We start from the raw sequence: 17788 nt of genomic DNA, 5'->3' as shown, positions 1-17788 counted from the left end.
GGATGCAAATGAGCCCGACCGGGTCCGCGCGCGGACGCAGTGAGCGCGCGAAAGGCCTACGCCAGGCGGCGGCGCTCACCCACCGAGGCAGAGCGGCGCGCGAGGAACTCCTCGATGGGGCCCGCGGCCCCCCGTGCGCTCGCGGCCTGGACGAAGTGGACCCGCAACTGCTCGCAGGCCTTCTTGTACGCGGGATTCTGGAGGACGTCGTCGAGGGCCTCGAGCAGCCGGTCGGCGGTGACCTCTGGAGGTGGGATGGTGCGCCCCACCCCATGAAGTTCAATCAACCGGCCGATGTCGGGCTGATCGAACTGGAGTGGAATGGAGACCATGGGCACGCCGAAGGCGATGCACTCCTTCACGCTGTTCGTCCCGGCATGGTTGACCATCACCGCCGCCTTCCGAAGCAGGCCGAGCTGCGGCGCCACCTTCACGGCGATCACGCCGGGCGGCACGTCGAACATCGCGGGCTCCATCGTGGAGCCCACCACCATGACGAACTGAAGGTCCGGGCGGCGGGCGGCCGCGAGGAAGGCCTCCTGGAGGATGCGCAGGTTGTGCTTCGAGGTCGCGGCGAGCGTCCCGAGCGCGAAGAGGACCAGCGGTCGGTCCTCGCGCAGGCGCTCCCAGGGAAACTCGGGCTCGCGGCGTTCATGGTCGATGCACGGCTCGATGTAGCAATACTCCCCGGGGGTGCTGCGCACCCGCACCTCGGCGAACTCCTTGGGACAGAGGAGCAGCTCGGGCGAGAGGCTCCGGTCGAGCATCGGAACGGTCTTGATGTTCTTCAGCGGGTAGCGGTGCTTGCGCGCCAACGCCAGCAGGGCTGGGCGAAGGCGGGGAAAGAGCCCCAGCGCCATGAGGAGTCGCTCACCCGGCATCGCGGCGCCACGCCCCGGTCCCCGCGAGGCGCCCTCGGGGCGTGGAATGAACTCCGGGGGAATCGTCACGTTCATCTGCAGAACGGGGACGTCGAGCCCGTGCCCGATGATGGCGAGGTGCCGGAGCTTCTCGTCGCAGATGAGGAGGTCCGGTCGAAGCGGGGCCAGGAGGGCATCGACCTCCCCCTCGACCATCCGGCGCAGCGCTTCGTTGAAGCAACGGGCCTGCGTGCGCAGGAACCACAGCAGGCGCAGTCCCTTCAGCCGCGCCGCGGTCGCTCGCAGCTCGGTGAGCTTCCCCTTGGGGAAGACGTCCCCGAACAGGGGCGTGAACTCGAACCCCTCGGCACGCACCTCGTCCTCTATCTCCAGGATGCCCAGGTAGATGACCCGGTGACCGCCGCGCTGGAGCGACCGCGCGATCCGCAAGCTGGGATTGACGTGGCCCGGAACAGGCAGCGGCGCGAGGAGGATGGTGGCCATCTGAATCCTTCGAGGAGGTCGATCTGGATCGAACGGATTGTAGAATGGTTTTTCGTGGATTATTGTTCAAACCTGCAAGATTAGACATCCGGTGAGACGAGACCTTGGATAGCCTTGGGCTGCCGCCTGCCGCGCGGACGAACATGTGGGACGCGGTCCCGGCGCCGAGCGAGCTCCTGGGCATCGTGGGGGGCCTCGGGCCCCTGGCGTCGGCCGAGTTCCTGAAGACCATCTACGAGGAGAACCCGTTCGAGGTGGAGCAGTCGGGGCCGGCCTGTGTCCTGCTGTCGGACCCGAACGTGCCGGATCGCACCCAGGCGATCATCCAGGGCCAGGAGGCGTTGGTGGCGCGATGGCTCGAGGGCGCGTTGATGCGCCTGCGGGACATGGGTGCGCGGCGCATGGTGATCGCCTGCATCACGATGCACCACTTCCTCGAACACATCCCCGCGCCGCTGCGCGACCTCACCGTGTCGCTCGTGGACCTCACCCTCGACGAGGTGAGCGCGGAGGGGAAGCGCTGGCTGATTCTCTCCAGCCAGGGGACCCGCGCGGCGCGCGTCTTCGAGCGCAGCGAGCGCTGGCGCGCAGCGGAGCCCCACCTGACCTGGACGAGCGCCGCGGAGCAGGTCGAACTGCACGACGCCATCTACCGGCTCAAGCGACACGGCGACGTCACGGAGGCGGCCGTCCTGTGCGAGCGACTGGTCCGGGCCCATGGCGTGGACGGCTTCATCGCGGGCTGCACCGAGCTTCACCTCGTCACCCGGTACATGCGCACCCGCCCCCCACAGGAGCGCCTGCGGAACATCGACCCGCTCTACCTGGTGGCGAACCGCATGCCCGCGCTCGTCACGCACCGGTACGCCCTCAAGCGCAGCGCGTAGAGGCTTGGGCGCGAGTGCCTGGAGACTCCCTCCCGCACCTCCGTGTCGCGGCTCACTGCGTTGCGAATAGCGGGCAAGAAAGTAAATTCAGAAATCGCCTGAATATTGCGATGTTCTGACTATGCAGCTCTGGCAAGCTTGGCCGGGTGAGCATGAGTGAGCGGCACGGCGTCACGAATCGTCCGACCCGGCCAGCACCGGACCCGATGAGGGGTCTGGTTGGCGGGTTGATGCGCGCACGGTGGGCGCTTCGGTCGGCGCGCTCGTGGCTGCGCGTGCGTTACGTCTGGCTCAAGCCCCGCCCTGGGGACATCTACATCGCCACCGCGGCCAAGGCCGGGACGACGTGGATGCAGCAAATCGTCTTCCAGTTGATCCACGAGGGACGTGGCGAGTTCGAGCACATCCTCCAGGTGTCCCCATTCCTGGAGCAGCTCGGGACGAAGCCCCAGGCGGAGCAGGTGCTGGCCAGACTGCCCTCGCCCCGCATCTTCAAGACGCACCTGAGCCATGGCTTGCTGAGGCCTCCCGCCAACAGCCGAGTCATCTACGTCACGCGTGCGGCGTCCGACACCCTGGTGTCCTACTACCACCACGTGTGCAGAGCCCATGGCGCGCATCTGGACTTCGATCAGTTCTTCCAGCGGGAGATGAAGAACCGCGGGTGGTCGTCCCACCTCAGGTCCTGGTGGCCGCACAGCCGGGCGCCCAACGTCCTGCACGTGCGCTACGAGGATCTCGTGACGGACCGCGAGCGGGAGCTGCGGCGCGTCGCGACGTTCCTCGCGCTTCCACTTCCTCCAGAGCGACTGCCGGACATCCTGGAGAAGACGAGCTTCGAGTACATGAAGCGGCACAACGCCCGCTTCGCGCCGCCCATGCCAGGAGGCTTGAGCGCGGAGGGATTCATCCGCGAGGGCAAGGTGGGGAGCGGCCGCGACGCGCTCGATGCCGGGCAGCAGGCCCTGCTCGAAAAGACGCTGGCCCCGCTGTTCCGCGAGCTTGGCATCACCGGCAACGAAGTCTGACAGCTGACCACGAGAATAGGGTTGCCAGCATCATGTCTCAGAGCCCCCGTAGCGCCCCTGACCGGTCCGTTTCCCCCAAGCCCAAGCGGCGCGGCGTGTTCCGGCGCCTCGCGCGCGGGATGCTGGTGCTGCTCGCCGTCGTGGGCATCCCCTTCGCGCTGTACGTCACCTGGGTGTCGCATCAGCTGCCCTCCGTGAGCCGGCTGGGCGAGGAGAACCCGGAGCGCACCAACTACATGCGCCTGGCCATCTCCGAGGGACAGCTCCCCGAGAACTTCGCGGTGACCTGGCTTCCCCTCTCCTCGATGTCCAACGCGCTGGTGTGCGGAGTGGTGAAAGCGGAGGACACCATCTTCTTCCAGCATCGGGGCTTCAACTACCGGCAGACGTTGCTGGCCATACACGGCCGCTTGAACGGCCGGGTCGTCGGGCACAGCACCATCACCATGCAGCTCGCGCGCAACCTCTTCCTCGGACCCGAGCAGACCTTCGAGCGGAAGCTGCGGGAGATCCTCCTCACCCGCGACCTGGAGCGCGAGGTGCCCAAGCAGCGCATCCTGCAGCTCTACCTGAACATCATGGAGCTGGGCCCCGGAGTCTGGGGCGTGGGACAGGCCAGCCAGTACTACTTCCAGAAGCAGCCCGCGCAGCTCGATGCCTTCGAGGGCACGCTCCTGGCGGCCATCGCGCCCGCGCCGCGGCAGCCCCTGGAGGGACCGAATCGCGAGCGAGCACGAAAGAAGCAGGCCTCCGTCCTGTGGCGCATGTTCATCTCCGGCCTGCTCGGCCCGGAGCAGTACCAGTCACTGGTCCTCCGCCATCAGGTCCTGTTCCAGGCCCTCGAGAAGGGAGTCCCGCTGCAGGAAGCGCTGCGGCTCCCCACTCCCGCCGACGTGCAGCCGCCCCCCGTGCCTTTCCGTGTCGTCACCGAGGAGATTCCCGAGGAGCGGATGCTGGAGGAGTCCTGCGGCTATCGCAGCGAGCTCGGCTACTACACGGGCCCCAACCCCGTCCCGAAGTTCTGAGAGGCAACGGGCGCCCGCGCAGGGCACGCCCTCATCCGCGAGAGCAGGCCTTCACCGACAGGGGCTGGGGCTGGCCTGCCCTGACGGAGGAGTTACGAGGAGAACAGCCGGCGCAACCAACCGGTGAGCCCGCTGGCGGATGGGGCCGGCCTTCCGTCCAGGTATGCGGCGGGCACCTGTTGCCGGAGATCCTCGGGGAGCGTGTGGAACGCATACTCCCGGCCCGGAGGGATGGGCTTGAGCTTCACGCCTCGCGTCTCGGTGAGGTAGTCGTACCCGACGCGCTGGAAGCGCGATTCCGGATCCAACCGGACGTAGCGGTCTCTCCGCGCGATGCGGTCCTCCGGCTTCACCATGCGCAGGTGATACAGGCCGTGGTCCAGCATCAGGTGCCGGGCCCCCAGGAGTTGCTCGGGGTACCACACGCCATGAAACTTCGTATGGCGCCGGCCTCCGAAGGTCATCGCATCAGGAAGAGGAAAAGCGCAGCAGCGGGTCTTCCGGCCCCAGAGGCCATCGGCGCGGTACTGCGCGACGCCGTCCCACAGCTCCCGGTAGCGCATCGCCACCAGGGGCCGGTTCTGCTTCTCCGCCTTGAGGAGGTACTCCGGCAGCCGCGCGAGAAAGCCCTGCTCGAAGCGCTCGTCGGCGTCACCGCAGAGCACCCACCGGGCGCCCAGCTCCTTCGCCCGCCGCAGCAGTCGGGAGCGGTTACCGGGCTCATCCCAGCCCACCTCGTCGGGACGCGGCGGATTGGTGAGCACGTCGGCCATCTTGGGCTCGGCGGCGAGGATGGCGCGCGTTTCATCCGTCGACCCGTCGTCCAGCGCGACAAAGGCATCCACATGGTCGCGCAGGTGGTCCAGGCACCCGCGCAGGTAGTACGCCTCGTTCCGAAGCTGCAGGACCGCCACGAGCATGGGGTGTCCCATCTCCTATCGCCGCCAGTCGAAGGCGATGCGCTTGAAGCTCTCACCCCAGCCCTCGGGGTTCGCCTGCGCCGACGAGGGGCTGAAGATGCGCTGCGTGTACTCGGGTGAAGGCATCGCGCTGGCCTGCCGCACCTGCCGGGGCTCGAGGGACAGGTGGAGGATGCGCATGTCCTCGAGCGGAAAGAGGTACGTGTCCGTCATCATGAGGCGCACGCGCAGGTTGTCGTCATCACCGCCCCACTGGTCGAAGCTCTCGTCGTAGCCATGGATGGCATTCAGGCGCTCGCGGGCCACGCAGATGGAGCCGTAGATCGTCACGGGTTCCGTGAACGCCGTCGCGAGAGAACCTCCGGCGGACTCCACCTGGTCGAACGTCGCGAAGGCGACGTGGCCGAGCGCCGCCGTACCGGGGTTGGCCGCGATATGCGCGAGCGCGATGGCGGGCACGTCGGTGACGAAGGCGGACTCGGGCGACATGACGAGCACGTGCTCGCCGATGGCATTGCGCACCCCCACGTTGATGGCGCGACACGGCGGCCGCCAGGGGTGGTCGAAGTCGTTGACGATGATGCGCCACCGGATGGAGGGGAAGTCGCGGACGAGGCGCATCACCTCCCCTTCTTCGCTCGGCTCGTCGAGGACGATGACCACCTCGGTGCCTGGCCGGGCGAAGTACGGCGCGTTCAGCAGCAGCACCCTCTGAAACTCCCGGATGCGCTTGAAGTACGGCATGACGACACTGAGATTCACCCGTTCCCTCCACTTCGTGCCCGGAAGCCCCGGACCGCCTGGCGAGGACCGAATGATACATTTTCCTGAATAGCCGTGTTCACGGCTTTAACTTATTCTACGCGCTTCACGGCTTCTGCCCTGGAGCACGCCCCCATGCTTGTCGCCCCTGTCCGCTCGCGCCTCACGCGGATGTCACTCCTCGCCGTCCTCGTCTGCGTGGCGGCATCCTGCAAGAAGCGCGATGCCCCCTTCGGCGAGCCGATGGAGACGGACTTCGGCGCGCACCCGCTGCAAGTCACCGCCTCATTCGACGGGAGCAAGCGCTTCGCGATGTGGCTCGACACGTTGGGGTTCGCCCGGAAGCTGGAGCGGGAGACAGGCAAGCCGCTCCACTACACCTACTTCATCAACACCGCGTACTACGACCCCACGGTGCAGGGTGTGGCGATTGATCCGCTCGACGTGCCGACGACGGCTGAAGAGGCCCGCGTGCGGTGGGCCCTCACCCAGCAGGCCCTGAACGAGGGGCACGAGGTCGCGAACCACACGGTCCGCCACGCGTCCGGGCAGACATGGACTGATGACGCCTGGCGCAAGGAGATCGACGAGTTCCACGCGCTGGTGGAGGCGAACCTCTTCGAGCCCGTCGTCGATGCGAAGGGCAAGGCGGTGTTCCCGAAGTGGGAGCCCTTGAAGACGGCGGCTGCGGGACAGCCGGGTGCGCGGTGCGGCGCCGACGCGGACTGCCAGGGCGGTACGTGCCTGCACCTGACCGAGGACGTGGGCGTGTGCAGCACGACCTGCAATGCCAATACACCCTGCGTGGCGGGATTGGTTTGCGGAAGCCCGACGTGGACGACCGCGACGGACGTTTGCATTCCCCCTCCGGCCTTCCCCATCGAACATGAAGGCAAGGTGTTGTTCGACGCGGAGGGGAAGCCCCAGCGAGAGAACCTCAAGCCGTACCGGGTGGTGGGGTTCCGCGCGCCCTTCCTGCACTTCAATTCAGCCCTCTACCGGGTGCTGTCCGCGCGCGGCTACGCGTACGACAGCAGCCCGAGCTGGAAGCTGGGCCCGCCCCGGCGCATGACGAAGGAGCCCGGACTGGGAATGGCCCAGTTCCCGCTGATGTGGATGAAGGGTGCGCTCACGTACTCGATGGACGACGCATACAACTCGAAGGGGGGCACGGGAGCGCAGATGGAGGAGGACTACCAGAAGGCTCTCCACGCGGCCTACGAGGACTTCGGGCGGGTGCCGTGGAACATGGGCCACCACTTCGCGCTGTTCCGGGGCGGCGACTACTGGCGCGCCATGCAGAAGACGCTCACCTACGCCGCCGCGGGCTGTCCGGATGAGAAGGGGGCCCGCCACTGTCAGGAAGTGGAGTTCCCCTCCTTCCGCGAGCTCGCCGAGAAGAAGATTCCGAGCTGGGACGCCACCGCCGCGTCGAAGCCGTGACAAAAAGGTGAAGGCCCTGGACTTCTTGGCTTTCGCCTAGGAGTCCAGGGCCTTCGATGGTCGGGGCGACAGGATTTGAACCTGCGACCACTTGCACCCCAAGCAAGTGCGCTACCAGGCTGCGCTACGCCCCGAGAACCGCGGTTGCTGCCGCCGTCGTGAAACGGTGCGCCCTTATGCCCCTACACAACGCCCAGGTCAAGCAGGAGCAGCAGGCCGCGTTGGGAAAACTCACCCTTCTGAATCTTCCATTCCCTCTTCGTCGAAGTCCTCGCCCCGGGCCTCGGCCGCGTCCGCCGCCGCTTCCTCGCGCGCGTCGATCTCCGCGTGATCTTCCGGCGGGGCCTCCCCGTTGAGGGCGCTCTTCAACACCTGACTCGGCCGGAAGGTCAGCACCCGACGGGCCGAGATTTCGATCTCCTTGCCCGTCTGCGGGTTGCGACCCACGCGCGCCTTCTTCTGGCGCACCTGGAAGTTGCCGAACCCGGAGACCTTGATCTTGTCGCCGCGCTCCAGCGTTTCCTTGAGCGTGTCGAACACGAGCTCCACGATTTCGGCCGACTCCTTCTTCGAGAAGCCGACCTTCTCGTAGACGCCCTCGATGATGTCCGCCTTCGTCATGCGAATCCTCGGGATGCCCCCACCCTCAGCACGGTGAACGCCCAAATACTGTGGCAGCCTTCCCGAAGGCAAGTCAACCCTCTGACTTCATTCAGGAATTCAGGCACGCAGCGAGGCACCCAGGCGCTGGTTCACCTCGCTGATGATGCGCTGGTGCGCCTCCGTGACTTCCACGTCGGTCAACGTCCGCTCCGCCGAGCGGTAGCGCAGCGCGTACGCCAGGTTCTTCTTCCCCTCGGGAATCGGCTTGCCCGTGTACACGTCGAACACCAGCGCGTCCTCCACCAGGGGACGCCCCACTTCCAGGATCACCTTCCGCACCGAGTCGTTCGCCAGCTCCACCGGCACCACCACCGCCAGGTCGCGGAGCACCGCGGGGAACTTGGGCAGCGAGTGATACTCGGGCACCAGCCGAGCCGCCGCGTACAGCGGCTCCGTGTCCAGTTCGAACACGAACACTCCCTCGGGCAGCCCCAGCGACTTCACCACGCGAGGGTGCAGCTCACCCACATGGCCCAGCACCGTGCCGTCCGCCAACTTCACCTCCGCGCTGGCACGCGGGTGGTACGCCGCAGGCCCGCCGAGCGACCAGGTGACGCCCTCCACACGCAGCGCCCCGAGCACCGCCTCCACCGCCCCCTTCGCGTCGTAGAAGTCCGCCCGGGCATCCTTCTGCGTCCAGCTCCGGCCGCCACCTCGCAGGCCCCACACCAGGCCCGCCACGCGGTTCACCTCGCGCGCCGCCGGCCGAGTCCCCTGCCCCCCCTCCGCGTCCCGGAAGTAGGCGCGGCCCGTCTCGTAGAGGCACACCGACTCCACCTGGTGCCGGACACTGCGCGACAGGTTCTCCAGCAGCCCGGGAAGCAGGCTGGTGCGCATCACCGACTGCTCGACACTCAGCGGGTTGAGCAGCGCCACAGGCTGCTCCTTCAGGCCCAGGACCTCCAGGCTCTTGGGCGCGACGAACGAGTAGTTCACCACCTCGTCCAGCCCCGCACCCGACATCGCCTGCCGCAGGCGACGCTCCGCCTCGGAGTGCGCCGGCTCGGGCGCCAGTGAGGCGAGCCCGCGCGGCAGCTTCGCCGGGATGTTGTCGTAGCCGAAGACGCGAGCGACCTCCTCCAGCAGATCCTCCTCGCGCTCCACGTCGACCCGCGCCCGAGGCACCGAGTACGTCGCCTGCCCCGCGCTCTCCGCCAGCTTCTGGAAGCCGAGCGCCTCCAGGATGCGCCGCACCTCCGCCTCGGGCACCGCCACGCCCAGCACCTTCTCCACCCGGGCGAAGCGCAGCGTCACCTGACGCGGCGGCTTCTCGGCCGGATAGATGTCGATCAACCCCGGCGCCACCGTGCCGCCCGCGAGCTCGACGAGCAGCTGCGCCGCCCGCTCGATGGCGGGAACCACCGCGTCCAGGTCCGCCCCACGCTCGAAGCGGTGGGACGCCTCGGTGTGCAGCGCATGACGCTTCGCCGCCCGGCGCACGCCCGAGCCCAGGAAGTTCGCCGCCTCCAGCAACAGGCGCGTCGTCTTCTCCGTCACCTCGCTGTCCCCGCCACCCATGACGCCCGCGAGCGCCTGCGGCCGGTCCCGGTCACAGATGACCAGCTCTTCCTGGTCCAGCGTCCGCTCCTTGCCGTCCAGGGTGGTGAGCTTCTCGCCCTTCTTCGCCCCGCGGACGACAATCTCCTGCCCCGCGAGCTTGTCCAGGTCGAACGCGTGCAGCGGCTGCCCGAACTCGAGATTGACGTAGTTGGTGATGTCCACCACGTTGTTGATGGCCCGCACGCCACACGCCTTCAGCCGGTCCTGCATCCACTGCGGCGACGGCTTGATGGTGACGTTCTCCACCACGCGCGCCGCATACCGCGGGCAGCGCACCGAGTCCTCCACGCGGACCTTGGCGCTCTGGGACGCCGGCGTCCCCGACTCCGTCAGCTTCGGCTGGGGCACCTTCAACGCCGCCCCCGTCACCACGCTCACCTCGCGCGCCACGCCCAGGTGGCTCAGCGCGTCCGGCCGGTTCGGCGTGACGTTGACCTCCAGGACCACGTCATCCAGCCCCAGCGCCTCCGCGATGGGCGTGCCCGGCTTCAAGTCGGGCGACAGGATGAGCAGGCCATTGGACTCCTCGCTCAGCCCCAGCTCCTTCGAGGAGCAGAGCATGCCGGAGCTGTCCACGCCTCGCAGCGCGGCCTGCTTGATCTCCATCCCGTTGGGCAGCTTCGTGCCCACCGTGGCCAGCGGCACCTTGTCGCCGACCTTGTAGTTCTTCGCGCCGCACACCACCTGCACCAGCGCGCCGCCCCCGGCGTCAATCTGCGTGACGGAGAGCTTGTCCGCGTTGGGGTGCTGCACGGACTCCTTGATCTGCGCCACCACCACGCCTCGGAGCCCATCTCCCGGACGCTCCAGGCCTTCGATCTCCAGGCCCGCGGCGGTCAACTTGCGCGCCAGCTCGTCCACCGACGGCGGCAGCGCCACGTAGTCGCCAAGCCACTTCACCGAAATCTTCACAGGTCCACCCTCTTGCTCTCGGGACGAAGACAGGAGCGCGGCCACGCCACCCCGCCAGGCGGGAGGCTCCGGGCGGCCGCGCCCGAAGGACTCAGAACTGCTCGAGGAACCGAGCGTCGTTCTCGAACATCATCCGCAGGTCGTCGATGCGGTAGCGCAGCATGGCGATGCGCTCCACGCCCATGCCGAACGCATAGCCCGTCACCTCGCCCGGGTCATACCCCGCGGAGGTGAACACATTGGGGTGCACCATCCCGCTGCCCAGCACCTCCAGCCAGCCCGTCTGCTTGCACACGCGGCAGCCCTTGCCGCCACACGAGGTGCAGGAGATGTCCACCTCCGCCGACGGCTCGGTGAAGGGGAAGAACGACGGGCGGAAGCGCGTGCGCGTGTCCGAGCCGAAGAACGCCTTCACGAACGCGTCCAGCGAGCCCTTCAGCTCGGCGAACGTCACGTCCTTGTCCACCAGCAGGCCCTCCACCTGGTGGAACATCGGCGTGTGGGTGATGTCCGAGTCGCGGCGGTACACCCGCCCCGGCATCACCGCGCGGATGGGCGGCTTACGCTGCAGCATGTACCGCACCTGCACCGGCGACGTGTGCGTGCGCAGCAGCACGGAGCTGTCCGCCTTCTTCGCGTGCCCCAGTGACGGCTCGTCCACGTAGAACGTGTCCTGCATGTCCCGCGCGGGGTGGTCCTTCGGGAGGTTCAGCGCCTCGAAGTTGAAGTAGTCCAGCTCGATTTCGGGGCCCGCGGCCACGTCGAAGCCAAGCCGGGAGAACGTCCGGACGATGTCCTCCATCGTCCTCGACACCGGGTGCCGGCTCCCCGGCGCCACCGCGCGACCGGGCAACGTCACGTCCAGCCCGGGCCCCTGGAGCTGGGCCTCCAGCGCGGCGTCTTCCGCGCGCTGCGTGGCCTCGGCGAGCAGCTTCTCCAGCTCCGCCTTGACGATGTTGGCCACCTCACCCAGCGCCCGTCGCTCCTCGGGGGGCAGCTTGCCCATGCCGCCGAGGACTCCGGACAGCTCGCCCTTCTTGCCCAGGTAACGGACCCGAAGCGCTTCCACCGCGGGCAACTCGGACGCCCCCGCGATCTCCCGCCGAGCGGCCTCCGCCAACGCCTGCAACCTGTCCCGCATGGCCTTGTCGCCTCCGTTGCACGGCCCCTGGACGCATGGCCCATCGGGGCAAAAAAAAGGGCCGCCCTGGAGAGGCAGCCCGTTTACTCACGCAGGCGGGCGGCCCGTGAAGGCCACCTCACCCGCTCTGTCGCTGGCCCTCAGGGAGGACCGGCGTGAATCAGGCCGCCTTCGCGATGTTGGCGATGGCCGCGAAGCCCGAGGGGTCCGCGATGGCCATGTCCGACAGCACCTTGCGGTCCAGGCTGATCTTCGCCTTCGCCAGGCCGGCGATCAGCTTCGAGTAGGACAGGCCGACCGTGCGGGCCGCCGCATTGATGCGGACGATCCACAGGCGACGGAAGTCCCGCTTGCGCTGCATGCGGTCGCGGCTGGCGTAGTCCAGGGCGCGCTCAACCGCCTGGTTCGCCCGGCGGAAGCAGTTCTTCCGGCGGCCGCGGAAACCCTTGGCCAGCTTCAAAATCTTATTGCGACGGCGACGAGCCTTTACACCCTTCTTGACGCGCATGTTTCACTCACTCCGGACTGCGTAGGTTGTCAGCCCCCGCGCGGTGCCGGCTTCACGCCGCTCCGCCAAGGGCCACGAGGTTGCCGAGCCGTGGCTCAGGCCCCGTAGGGGAACATTTCCTTGATGACCTTCTTCGCATCCATGTCGCGAAGATGGCTGGTGCCGCGGTTGCCGCGCTTCTGCTTCGGCGTCTTGGCGTGAGTGAAGAGGTGCTTGCCGTAGGCCTTGCCGTGCTTGACCTTGCCGCTCTTCTTCACCTGGAAGCGCTTCTTCGCGCCACTGCGGGTCTTCAACTTCGGCATCGTCCTGATTCCTTCCTTACAGCGTGCCGTCAGCGTCACGGCCTCTGGCGTTTTCACCCAAGGCCACGGCGGGAGCCGGCAGCCTCTACCACTATTTCTTTTCAACTGGAATGGCTACCGCCGACCGCACGCCAAGCCGTCGACCTACCGTCCCCGCGCCCCCTGCCCTTTCGGGCTGGGTGCGACGATTCCTACAAAAGTGCCCCAAGATACTTGGGCATGACGGGGAGTCAAGACCTGTCCGCAATGCACGGACCACCCCGTCCAACGGCCTACGGCAGGGCGGTCTCCTTGGCCAACAGGGCCTCGAAGTCCGCAAGCTTCATGCTCTTGAGGTCCTCGCCCCCGTACCGGCGGGGCGCCACGCCCTCCGCGGCGACCTCGTTGTCGCCCACCACGAGGGTGAACGGAATCTTCTGGAGCTGCGCCTCGCGGATCTTCGCGTTGAGGGACATGCCTCGGTCGTCGAAGTCCACCCGGAAGCCCTTGGCCCGCAGCGTGTCGCGCACCTTGCGCGCGTAGTCCGCCTGCCGGTCCGCCACGACGACGATGACCGCCTGGATGGGCGCAAGCCACGCCGGGAAGGCCCCCGCGAAGTGCTCGATGAGGATGGCGGTGAAGCGCTCGAAGGAGCCGAAGATGGCGCGGTGGAGCACGACGGGCCGGTGGAGCGCGTTGTCCTCGCCCACGTAGGACAGGTCGAAGCGCTCCGGGGCCAGGTAGTCCAGTTGCATGGTGCCCAGCTGCCAGCGGCGCCCGATGCTGTCGGACACCGTGAAGTCGATCTTCGGGCCGTAGAAGGCACCGTCGCCCGGGGCCAGCTCGTACTCCAGGCCCAGCGACTCGAGCGCCGTCTTCAGGCCCGCCTCGGCGCGATCCCACAGGGAGTCATCTCCCAGCCGCTGCTCCGGACGCGTGGACAGCTTCACCGCGTACGTCAGGCCCACCGCCTTGTAGACGTGGTCCAGCAGCTTCACGAAGCGCTTCACCTCGTCGGTGATCTGCGCCTCCGTGCAGTAGATGTGCGCGTCGTCCTGCGCGAACTGGCGCACCCGGGTGAGGCCGCCGAGCGAGCCCGCCGCCTCGTTGCGGTGCAGCACGTCCTGGGTGTGCAGGCGCAGCGGCAGGTCGCGGTAGCTGTGCTTCTTGAAGCCGTAGAACAGGTGGTGCGACGGGCAGTTCATCGGCTTGAGCGAGAAGTCATGCTCACCCGACTCACTGTCGAGCACGAGGAACATGTTCTCCTTGTACTTGCCCCAGTGGCCGCTCGTCTCCCAGAGGCCCTTGTTGAACATCAGGGGCGTCTTGATCTCCACGTAGCCGTCATTCGCCGTGAGCCGGCGCATCCAGTCGGAGAGCGTCTGGTAGAACGTCGTGCCCTTCGGGGTCCAGAAGGCGGCGCCGGGCGCGTACGGGTGGAAGTGGAAGAGGTCCAGCTCCTTGCCCAGCTTGCGGTGGTCGCGCTTCTTCGACTCCTCGATGCGCGTCAGGTACTCCTGCATCGCCTTCTTGTCGAAGAAGGCCGTGCCGTAGACGCGCTGGAGCATCGGGTTGCGGTGGTCACCGCGCCAGTACGCTCCGCTGGACGAGAGGATCTTGATGACGCCGATCTTCCCGGTGCTCGGGGCGTGGGGCCCCAGGCAGAAGTCCACCCAGTCACCGTGGGTGTAGAGGGTGAGCGTCTTGGCGCCGCGCGCGGCGATGTCCTTGACGATCTCCACCTTGAACTTCTCGCCCTTCTCCTCGAAGAGGCGAATGGCGTCGTCCATGGAGATTTCGGTCCGGACGAACGTGAGGTCCCGCTTCAGCTCGGCGTTCGCCTCGGCCTCGATCTTCTCCAGGTCGTCGGGCGTGAACGGCTTCTCGCGGAAGAAGTCGTAGTAGAAGCCCTCCTCCGTCGCGGGACCGATGGTCACCTGCGTGCCGGGGAAGAGCTTCTGGACGGCGCTGGCCACCACGTGGGCCGCGTCGTGCCGGATGAGCTCCAGGGACTCCGGGCTCTTGGGCGTGAAGATCTGCAGCTTCGCGTCCTCGTCGAGCTTCCGGGCCAGGTCCATGTCCTGACCGTTCACCCGAGCGAACAGCGCGGCCTTCGCCAGGCCGGCACCGATGCTCTCCCGAACGAAGTCCGCGATGGTGGTCCCCCGGGCGGCCTGCTTCTGACTGCCGTCGGGGAGGGTGACCGTGATCATGTCGGACATGCGATACCTCGGAAAAACCGCGGGCGGCAGGGCTCTTGAAAGCCGTGCCGCCCGCTGGAGATCACATCAACTGTGTTGGGTCGTAGTGGGATCGAACCACTGACCCCTACCGTGTCAAGGTAGTGCTCTACCGCTGAGCTAACGACCCGGTGCTGAGGTGGCGCGGGGAATAACAGCGGGCTCCCGTAGCTGTCAAGCAAACACGCGACTGCGCATCCGATCTTCCCAATTTCCCGGCGCGTCCCTACGGCTTCGCTGCGATCAGCGCCCGGACCCTCGCCATCACCGCGTCGAACATGGCCGGCGTCAGCCGCCCCGTCTGCGTGTTCTGCTGACTGACGTGGTAGCAGCCCAGGAGGATCCGCCCATCCGGGAGCTCCAGCTCCGCCCCGTGTCCGAACGCGGGGCGCGGCGATCTGAACTTCATTCCGGTCCGCTCCAGCGAGGCGAGCGCCGCGTTCCAGCCGATGGCCCCCAGGGCGAGCAGCACCCGGGCGGGCAACAGGGCCATCTCCCGATCCAGGAACGGCGCACAGCGAGCCAGCTCCTCGGGAAGCGGCTTGTTGTCCGGTGGAGCGCAGCGGGCGGCCGCCACGATGAAGGCATCCCTCAGCGCCAGCCCGTCCTCCCGGTGCTCACTCGTCCCCTGGTTCGCGAACCCCGCCCGGTGCAGTCCCGCGAAGAGGAAGTCCCCGGACCTGTCTCCGGTGAACATGCGCCCCGTCCGGTTGGCCCCATGCGCCGCCGGCGCCAGGCCGACGATGACGAGCCTCGCCCGCGGATCTCCGAAGCCCGGCACCGGCCGCCCCCAGTAGGTCCACTCGCGGTACGCGCGGCGTTTCACCCGGGCGACTTCCTCGCGCCACTCCACCAGCCGGGGACAGCTCCGGCACGACGAAATCTCCTGATGCAGTTGCTCCAGCTTCGTCACCGCGCGCTCCCGCTCACCGCGGCCTCCAGCCGCTCGACCCAGGCCCGGGCATAACCCAGGGACTCCAGGTCCGCGCCCACTTCAAGCTCCAGCTCCGTGGCCGGCTCCTGGACGAACAGCGCGACGAGGGTCACCTCATCCAAGGGCTCCCTCACGCGGATCCGCCGGACAGCGCTTCCCAGCGCCCTCCCCTTCGCGTCGGTCCACAACAAGACCCTCGAAGCCGAAGACCTCCAGGGCCACGCGCCGAGAGCCACGTCGCGCCCACCCAGCGCGATGGGCCCCAGCAGCTTCGCACCCGGGAGCTGCACGAACTCGCCCCAGCCCGCCAGGCTCGCATCCTCGGGCCCGGGAAACCACGCCACCCGCGAGGGCCTCACGTCCGCCACGCGACTGGCGACGTCCACATCGAGCACCCCACGGACCTCCACCGCCACGGCCCTGGGCCCCAGCCGGTGGTGCCAGCCCGACGCGTCGAGCGTCGACGAATCCACCCAGAGCCCCACCCGGGGTGCCCGCCCGAGCTGCCGCGCATGCGCCTCCAGGAGCGGTGGACGGACCTGGACATAGACCTCGGGGAAGCTCTTGAGCGCCTCCAGCGTCGAGTCTCGCAACATGTTCGAGCGGGTGCTCAGCCACAGCACCGTCCCGCTACCAGCGAGGGAGCGCAGGGCATCCGCATCCACCGACTCATCCACCCGGAGGTGGAGCCGATAGTGGGGCAGCGTCAGGCTGGCGGGGCCTGGAGCCTGCGCCAGCACCGCCGCCAGCAACACCGCCACGCCGATCACTTCGAGCGAGCCTCGCCCGTGTACAGCGAGGTCCGCTGGTAGCGCTGCACCACCACGCTCAAGACAACCTTGAGGATGGCCGCCACCGGCACCGCCAGGAGGATGCCCACGAAGCCGAACAGCTCACCGAACGCCAGGATGGCGATGATGACCGCTACCGGCGCGAGCCCCACCTTCTCTCCGACGATGCGCGGGGTGATGACGAAGCCCTCCAGCATCTGGCCGAAGATGAACGTGCCCGCCACCACGCCCAGCTGCCAGGGCCCCTGCCACGACAGCATCAGCCCCACGAGCGAGAGCACGATGCCGAGCCCCGTCCCCAGGTACGGCACCATGTTGCCGAACCCGGCGATCACCCCGATGACGATGGCCATGTCGATGCGCGCCACCGAAAGGCCCGCGGCGTAGATGACCGACAGCATCGCGCCCACCGTCAGCTGCCCGCGCACGAAGGCGGACAGCACCTCGTCGACCTCCGCGAAGCGACGCCCCACCAGCCCCACCGCGCGACGCGGCAGCAGGTCCTTCAGCCGCCCCATCAATCGCGGGTAGTCCTGCAGGAAGAAGAAGGCCAGCACCGGCACCACCGCCAGCCCCAGCAGCGTCACGACGAACCGCGCCGTGTTGCCCGCGAAGGCCGCCAGGAGGCGCGCGGCGGCGGGGCCCGCGCTCTGCACCAGGTCCGACGCCTGCTGTCCCAACTCCGTGGTGCGCTGCCGCACCAGGTCCGGCACCGAGCGCCCCAGCAACCCCTCCAGCCGAGGCACCACCTGCGTGCTCGCGCGACGGAAGAAGTCCGGCAGCTTCAGCGCCTCGTCACGAAACACCGGGACGAGATAGAGCACCGCGCCCACCATCAGCAGGGTCCCCGCCACGAAGACCACCGTCGTCCCCAGCGTCCGATCCAACCCCCTGCGCTCCAGGGCCGTCACCATCGGATTGAAGATGTAGGCTCCGGACAGCGCCAGCAGCACCGGCACCGCCACGCCGCCGAACACCGCCAGCAGCGCGAACACCAATCCCAGCGAGCCCACCATCACCGCCGACCACCACAGGTCGATGCGACGAGCCTCGACCTCCGTCAGCTCGACCTCCGGCACCGCTGCCACCGGCGGCGACGGCGCCTCCTTCACGGAGTGAAGCACGGGAGGCACCGGCGACTGGCTCACCGACCCGGGGCTGCTCTTCTTGTTGTTGCGGCGTCCGATGACCCACTCCTCTTCCACGAATCGTTCGTGGATTACGGCTTCTTCAAGCCGTCATTGCGCATCCCGAAAGCGTCCAGCTTAGGCCCCGTCAGGGTTCGGACGGAAAAGCCCGGACCCACGGCTCATCATCGCCCAGGCTTCC

The 17788-nt window shown here is 67.9% G+C and carries 15 protein-coding genes, 2 tRNA genes and 1 pseudogene; 4 read left to right on the top strand and 14 right to left on the bottom strand.

Annotated features, from left to right (window positions below; translation table 11 throughout):
- Positions 1–56 precede the first annotated feature (56 nt).
- Positions 57–1364 (bottom strand): nucleotide disphospho-sugar-binding domain-containing protein, encoded by a 1308-nt coding sequence (locus tag HUA76_RS23775; RefSeq protein WP_174462155.1) that lies wholly within the window; start codon positions 1362–1364, stop codon positions 57–59.
- Between the two features lie 143 nt (positions 1365–1507).
- Between HUA76_RS23775 and HUA76_RS23770 the strand changes: the two genes are divergently transcribed.
- From HUA76_RS23770 to HUA76_RS23760, 3 genes are all read left to right on the top strand, one after another.
- Complete coding sequence (locus tag HUA76_RS23770) at positions 1508–2251, top strand: aspartate/glutamate racemase family protein (RefSeq protein ID WP_174455397.1); 744 nt, start codon at positions 1508–1510, stop codon at positions 2249–2251.
- A gap of 206 nt (positions 2252–2457) precedes the next feature.
- Entirely contained in the window at positions 2458–3279 is an 822-nt protein-coding gene (locus HUA76_RS23765) for a sulfotransferase domain-containing protein (RefSeq protein ID WP_174462154.1), read from the top strand.
- A gap of 95 nt (positions 3280–3374) precedes the next feature.
- Entirely contained in the window at positions 3375–4304 is a 930-nt protein-coding gene (locus tag HUA76_RS23760) for a biosynthetic peptidoglycan transglycosylase (protein ID WP_217440074.1), read from the top strand.
- A gap of 92 nt (positions 4305–4396) precedes the next feature.
- On the opposite strand, the gene HUA76_RS23755 is transcribed toward HUA76_RS23760, so the two are convergent.
- A complete protein-coding gene (locus HUA76_RS23755; protein WP_174462152.1) occupies positions 4397–5224 on the bottom strand; it encodes a glycosyltransferase family 2 protein in 828 nt (275 codons plus the stop codon).
- A gap of 15 nt (positions 5225–5239) precedes the next feature.
- Positions 5240–5986 (bottom strand): galactosyltransferase-related protein, encoded by a 747-nt coding sequence (locus HUA76_RS46485; RefSeq protein WP_174455393.1) that lies wholly within the window; start codon positions 5984–5986, stop codon positions 5240–5242.
- A gap of 135 nt (positions 5987–6121) precedes the next feature.
- Here HUA76_RS46485 and HUA76_RS23745 point away from each other — a divergent pair, with 135 nt between their 5' ends.
- A complete protein-coding gene (locus HUA76_RS23745) occupies positions 6122–7429 on the top strand; it encodes a polysaccharide deacetylase family protein (protein WP_174455392.1) in 1308 nt (435 codons plus the stop codon).
- A 57-nt stretch (positions 7430–7486) separates the two neighbouring features.
- On the opposite strand, the gene HUA76_RS23740 is transcribed toward HUA76_RS23745, so the two are convergent.
- The 11 genes and pseudogenes from HUA76_RS23740 to HUA76_RS23690 all read right to left on the bottom strand — a co-directional run bounded on the left by HUA76_RS23740 (position 7487) and on the right by HUA76_RS23690 (position 17592).
- Positions 7487–7563: transfer RNA gene (locus HUA76_RS23740), tRNA-Pro, on the bottom strand.
- Positions 7564–7771: 208 nt separating this feature from the next.
- Positions 7772–8050, bottom strand: a pseudogene (locus tag HUA76_RS23735) (integration host factor subunit alpha); the annotation flags it as partial.
- A gap of 99 nt (positions 8051–8149) precedes the next feature.
- Positions 8150–10564, bottom strand: coding sequence for a phenylalanine--tRNA ligase subunit beta (gene pheT, locus HUA76_RS23730; protein ID WP_174462151.1), 2415 nt, complete (start codon positions 10562–10564; stop codon positions 8150–8152).
- A gap of 91 nt (positions 10565–10655) precedes the next feature.
- The gene (pheS, locus tag HUA76_RS23725; RefSeq protein WP_141640621.1) at positions 10656–11705 is read right to left on the bottom strand and encodes a phenylalanine--tRNA ligase subunit alpha; all 1050 of its coding nucleotides are present in this window, start codon (positions 11703–11705) and stop codon (positions 10656–10658) included.
- Positions 11706–11865: 160 nt separating this feature from the next.
- Positions 11866–12213: a 50S ribosomal protein L20 gene (gene rplT, locus HUA76_RS23720; protein WP_141640620.1), complete on the bottom strand. Its 348-nt coding sequence runs from the start codon at positions 12211–12213 to the stop codon at positions 11866–11868.
- A gap of 95 nt (positions 12214–12308) precedes the next feature.
- The gene (rpmI, locus tag HUA76_RS23715) at positions 12309–12515 is read right to left on the bottom strand and encodes a 50S ribosomal protein L35 (RefSeq protein ID WP_141640619.1); all 207 of its coding nucleotides are present in this window, start codon (positions 12513–12515) and stop codon (positions 12309–12311) included.
- Between the two features lie 272 nt (positions 12516–12787).
- Positions 12788–14716, bottom strand: a complete 1929-nt coding sequence (gene thrS, locus HUA76_RS23710) for a threonine--tRNA ligase (RefSeq protein ID WP_174462150.1) — start codon at positions 14714–14716, stop codon at positions 12788–12790.
- 76 nt (positions 14717–14792) lie between these two features.
- Positions 14793–14864: transfer RNA gene (locus HUA76_RS23705), tRNA-Val, on the bottom strand.
- A 96-nt stretch (positions 14865–14960) separates the two neighbouring features.
- Positions 14961–15647: a uracil-DNA glycosylase gene (locus tag HUA76_RS23700; RefSeq protein WP_174462149.1), complete on the bottom strand. Its 687-nt coding sequence runs from the start codon at positions 15645–15647 to the stop codon at positions 14961–14963.
- The gene (locus HUA76_RS23695) at positions 15644–16429 is read right to left on the bottom strand and encodes a hypothetical protein (RefSeq protein WP_174462148.1); all 786 of its coding nucleotides are present in this window, start codon (positions 16427–16429) and stop codon (positions 15644–15646) included. Before HUA76_RS23695 ends, HUA76_RS23700 begins: the two co-directional genes overlap by 4 nt.
- Positions 16430–16434: 5 nt before the next feature.
- Entirely contained in the window at positions 16435–17592 is a 1158-nt protein-coding gene (locus tag HUA76_RS23690; protein WP_174455555.1) for an AI-2E family transporter, read from the bottom strand.
- Positions 17593–17788: the final 196 nt, after the last annotated feature.

It is taken from the genome of Myxococcus sp. CA056, assembly GCF_013336715.1.
Classification (GTDB): domain Bacteria; phylum Myxococcota; class Myxococcia; order Myxococcales; family Myxococcaceae; genus Myxococcus; species Myxococcus llanfairpwllgwyngyllgogerychwyrndrobwllllantysiliogogogochensis.
Note: the sequence above shows the minus strand (reverse complement) of the source record. Positions and strands in the feature narration are given on the sequence as shown.

Bases quoted from the DNA above. Each gene is read 5' to 3' on its own strand.
- HUA76_RS23775 (WP_174462155.1), bottom strand. From the start codon at position 1,364: ATGGCCACCATCCTCCTCGCGCCGCTGCCTGTTCCGGGCCACGTCAAT.
- HUA76_RS23770 (WP_174455397.1), top strand. From the start codon at position 1,508: ATGTGGGACGCGGTCCCGGCGCCGAGCGAGCTCCTGGGCATCGTGGGG.
- HUA76_RS23765 (WP_174462154.1), top strand. From the start codon at position 2,458: ATGAGGGGTCTGGTTGGCGGGTTGATGCGCGCACGGTGGGCGCTTCGG.
- HUA76_RS23755 (WP_174462152.1), bottom strand. From the start codon at position 5,224: ATGCTCGTGGCGGTCCTGCAGCTTCGGAACGAGGCGTACTACCTGCGC.
- HUA76_RS23745 (WP_174455392.1), top strand. From the start codon at position 6,122: ATGCTTGTCGCCCCTGTCCGCTCGCGCCTCACGCGGATGTCACTCCTC.
- pheS (WP_141640621.1), bottom strand. From the start codon at position 11,705: ATGCGGGACAGGTTGCAGGCGTTGGCGGAGGCCGCTCGGCGGGAGATC.
- rplT (WP_141640620.1), bottom strand. From the start codon at position 12,213: ATGCGCGTCAAGAAGGGTGTAAAGGCTCGTCGCCGTCGCAATAAGATT.
- rpmI (WP_141640619.1), bottom strand. From the start codon at position 12,515: ATGCCGAAGTTGAAGACCCGCAGTGGCGCGAAGAAGCGCTTCCAGGTG.
- thrS (WP_174462150.1), bottom strand. From the start codon at position 14,716: ATGTCCGACATGATCACGGTCACCCTCCCCGACGGCAGTCAGAAGCAG.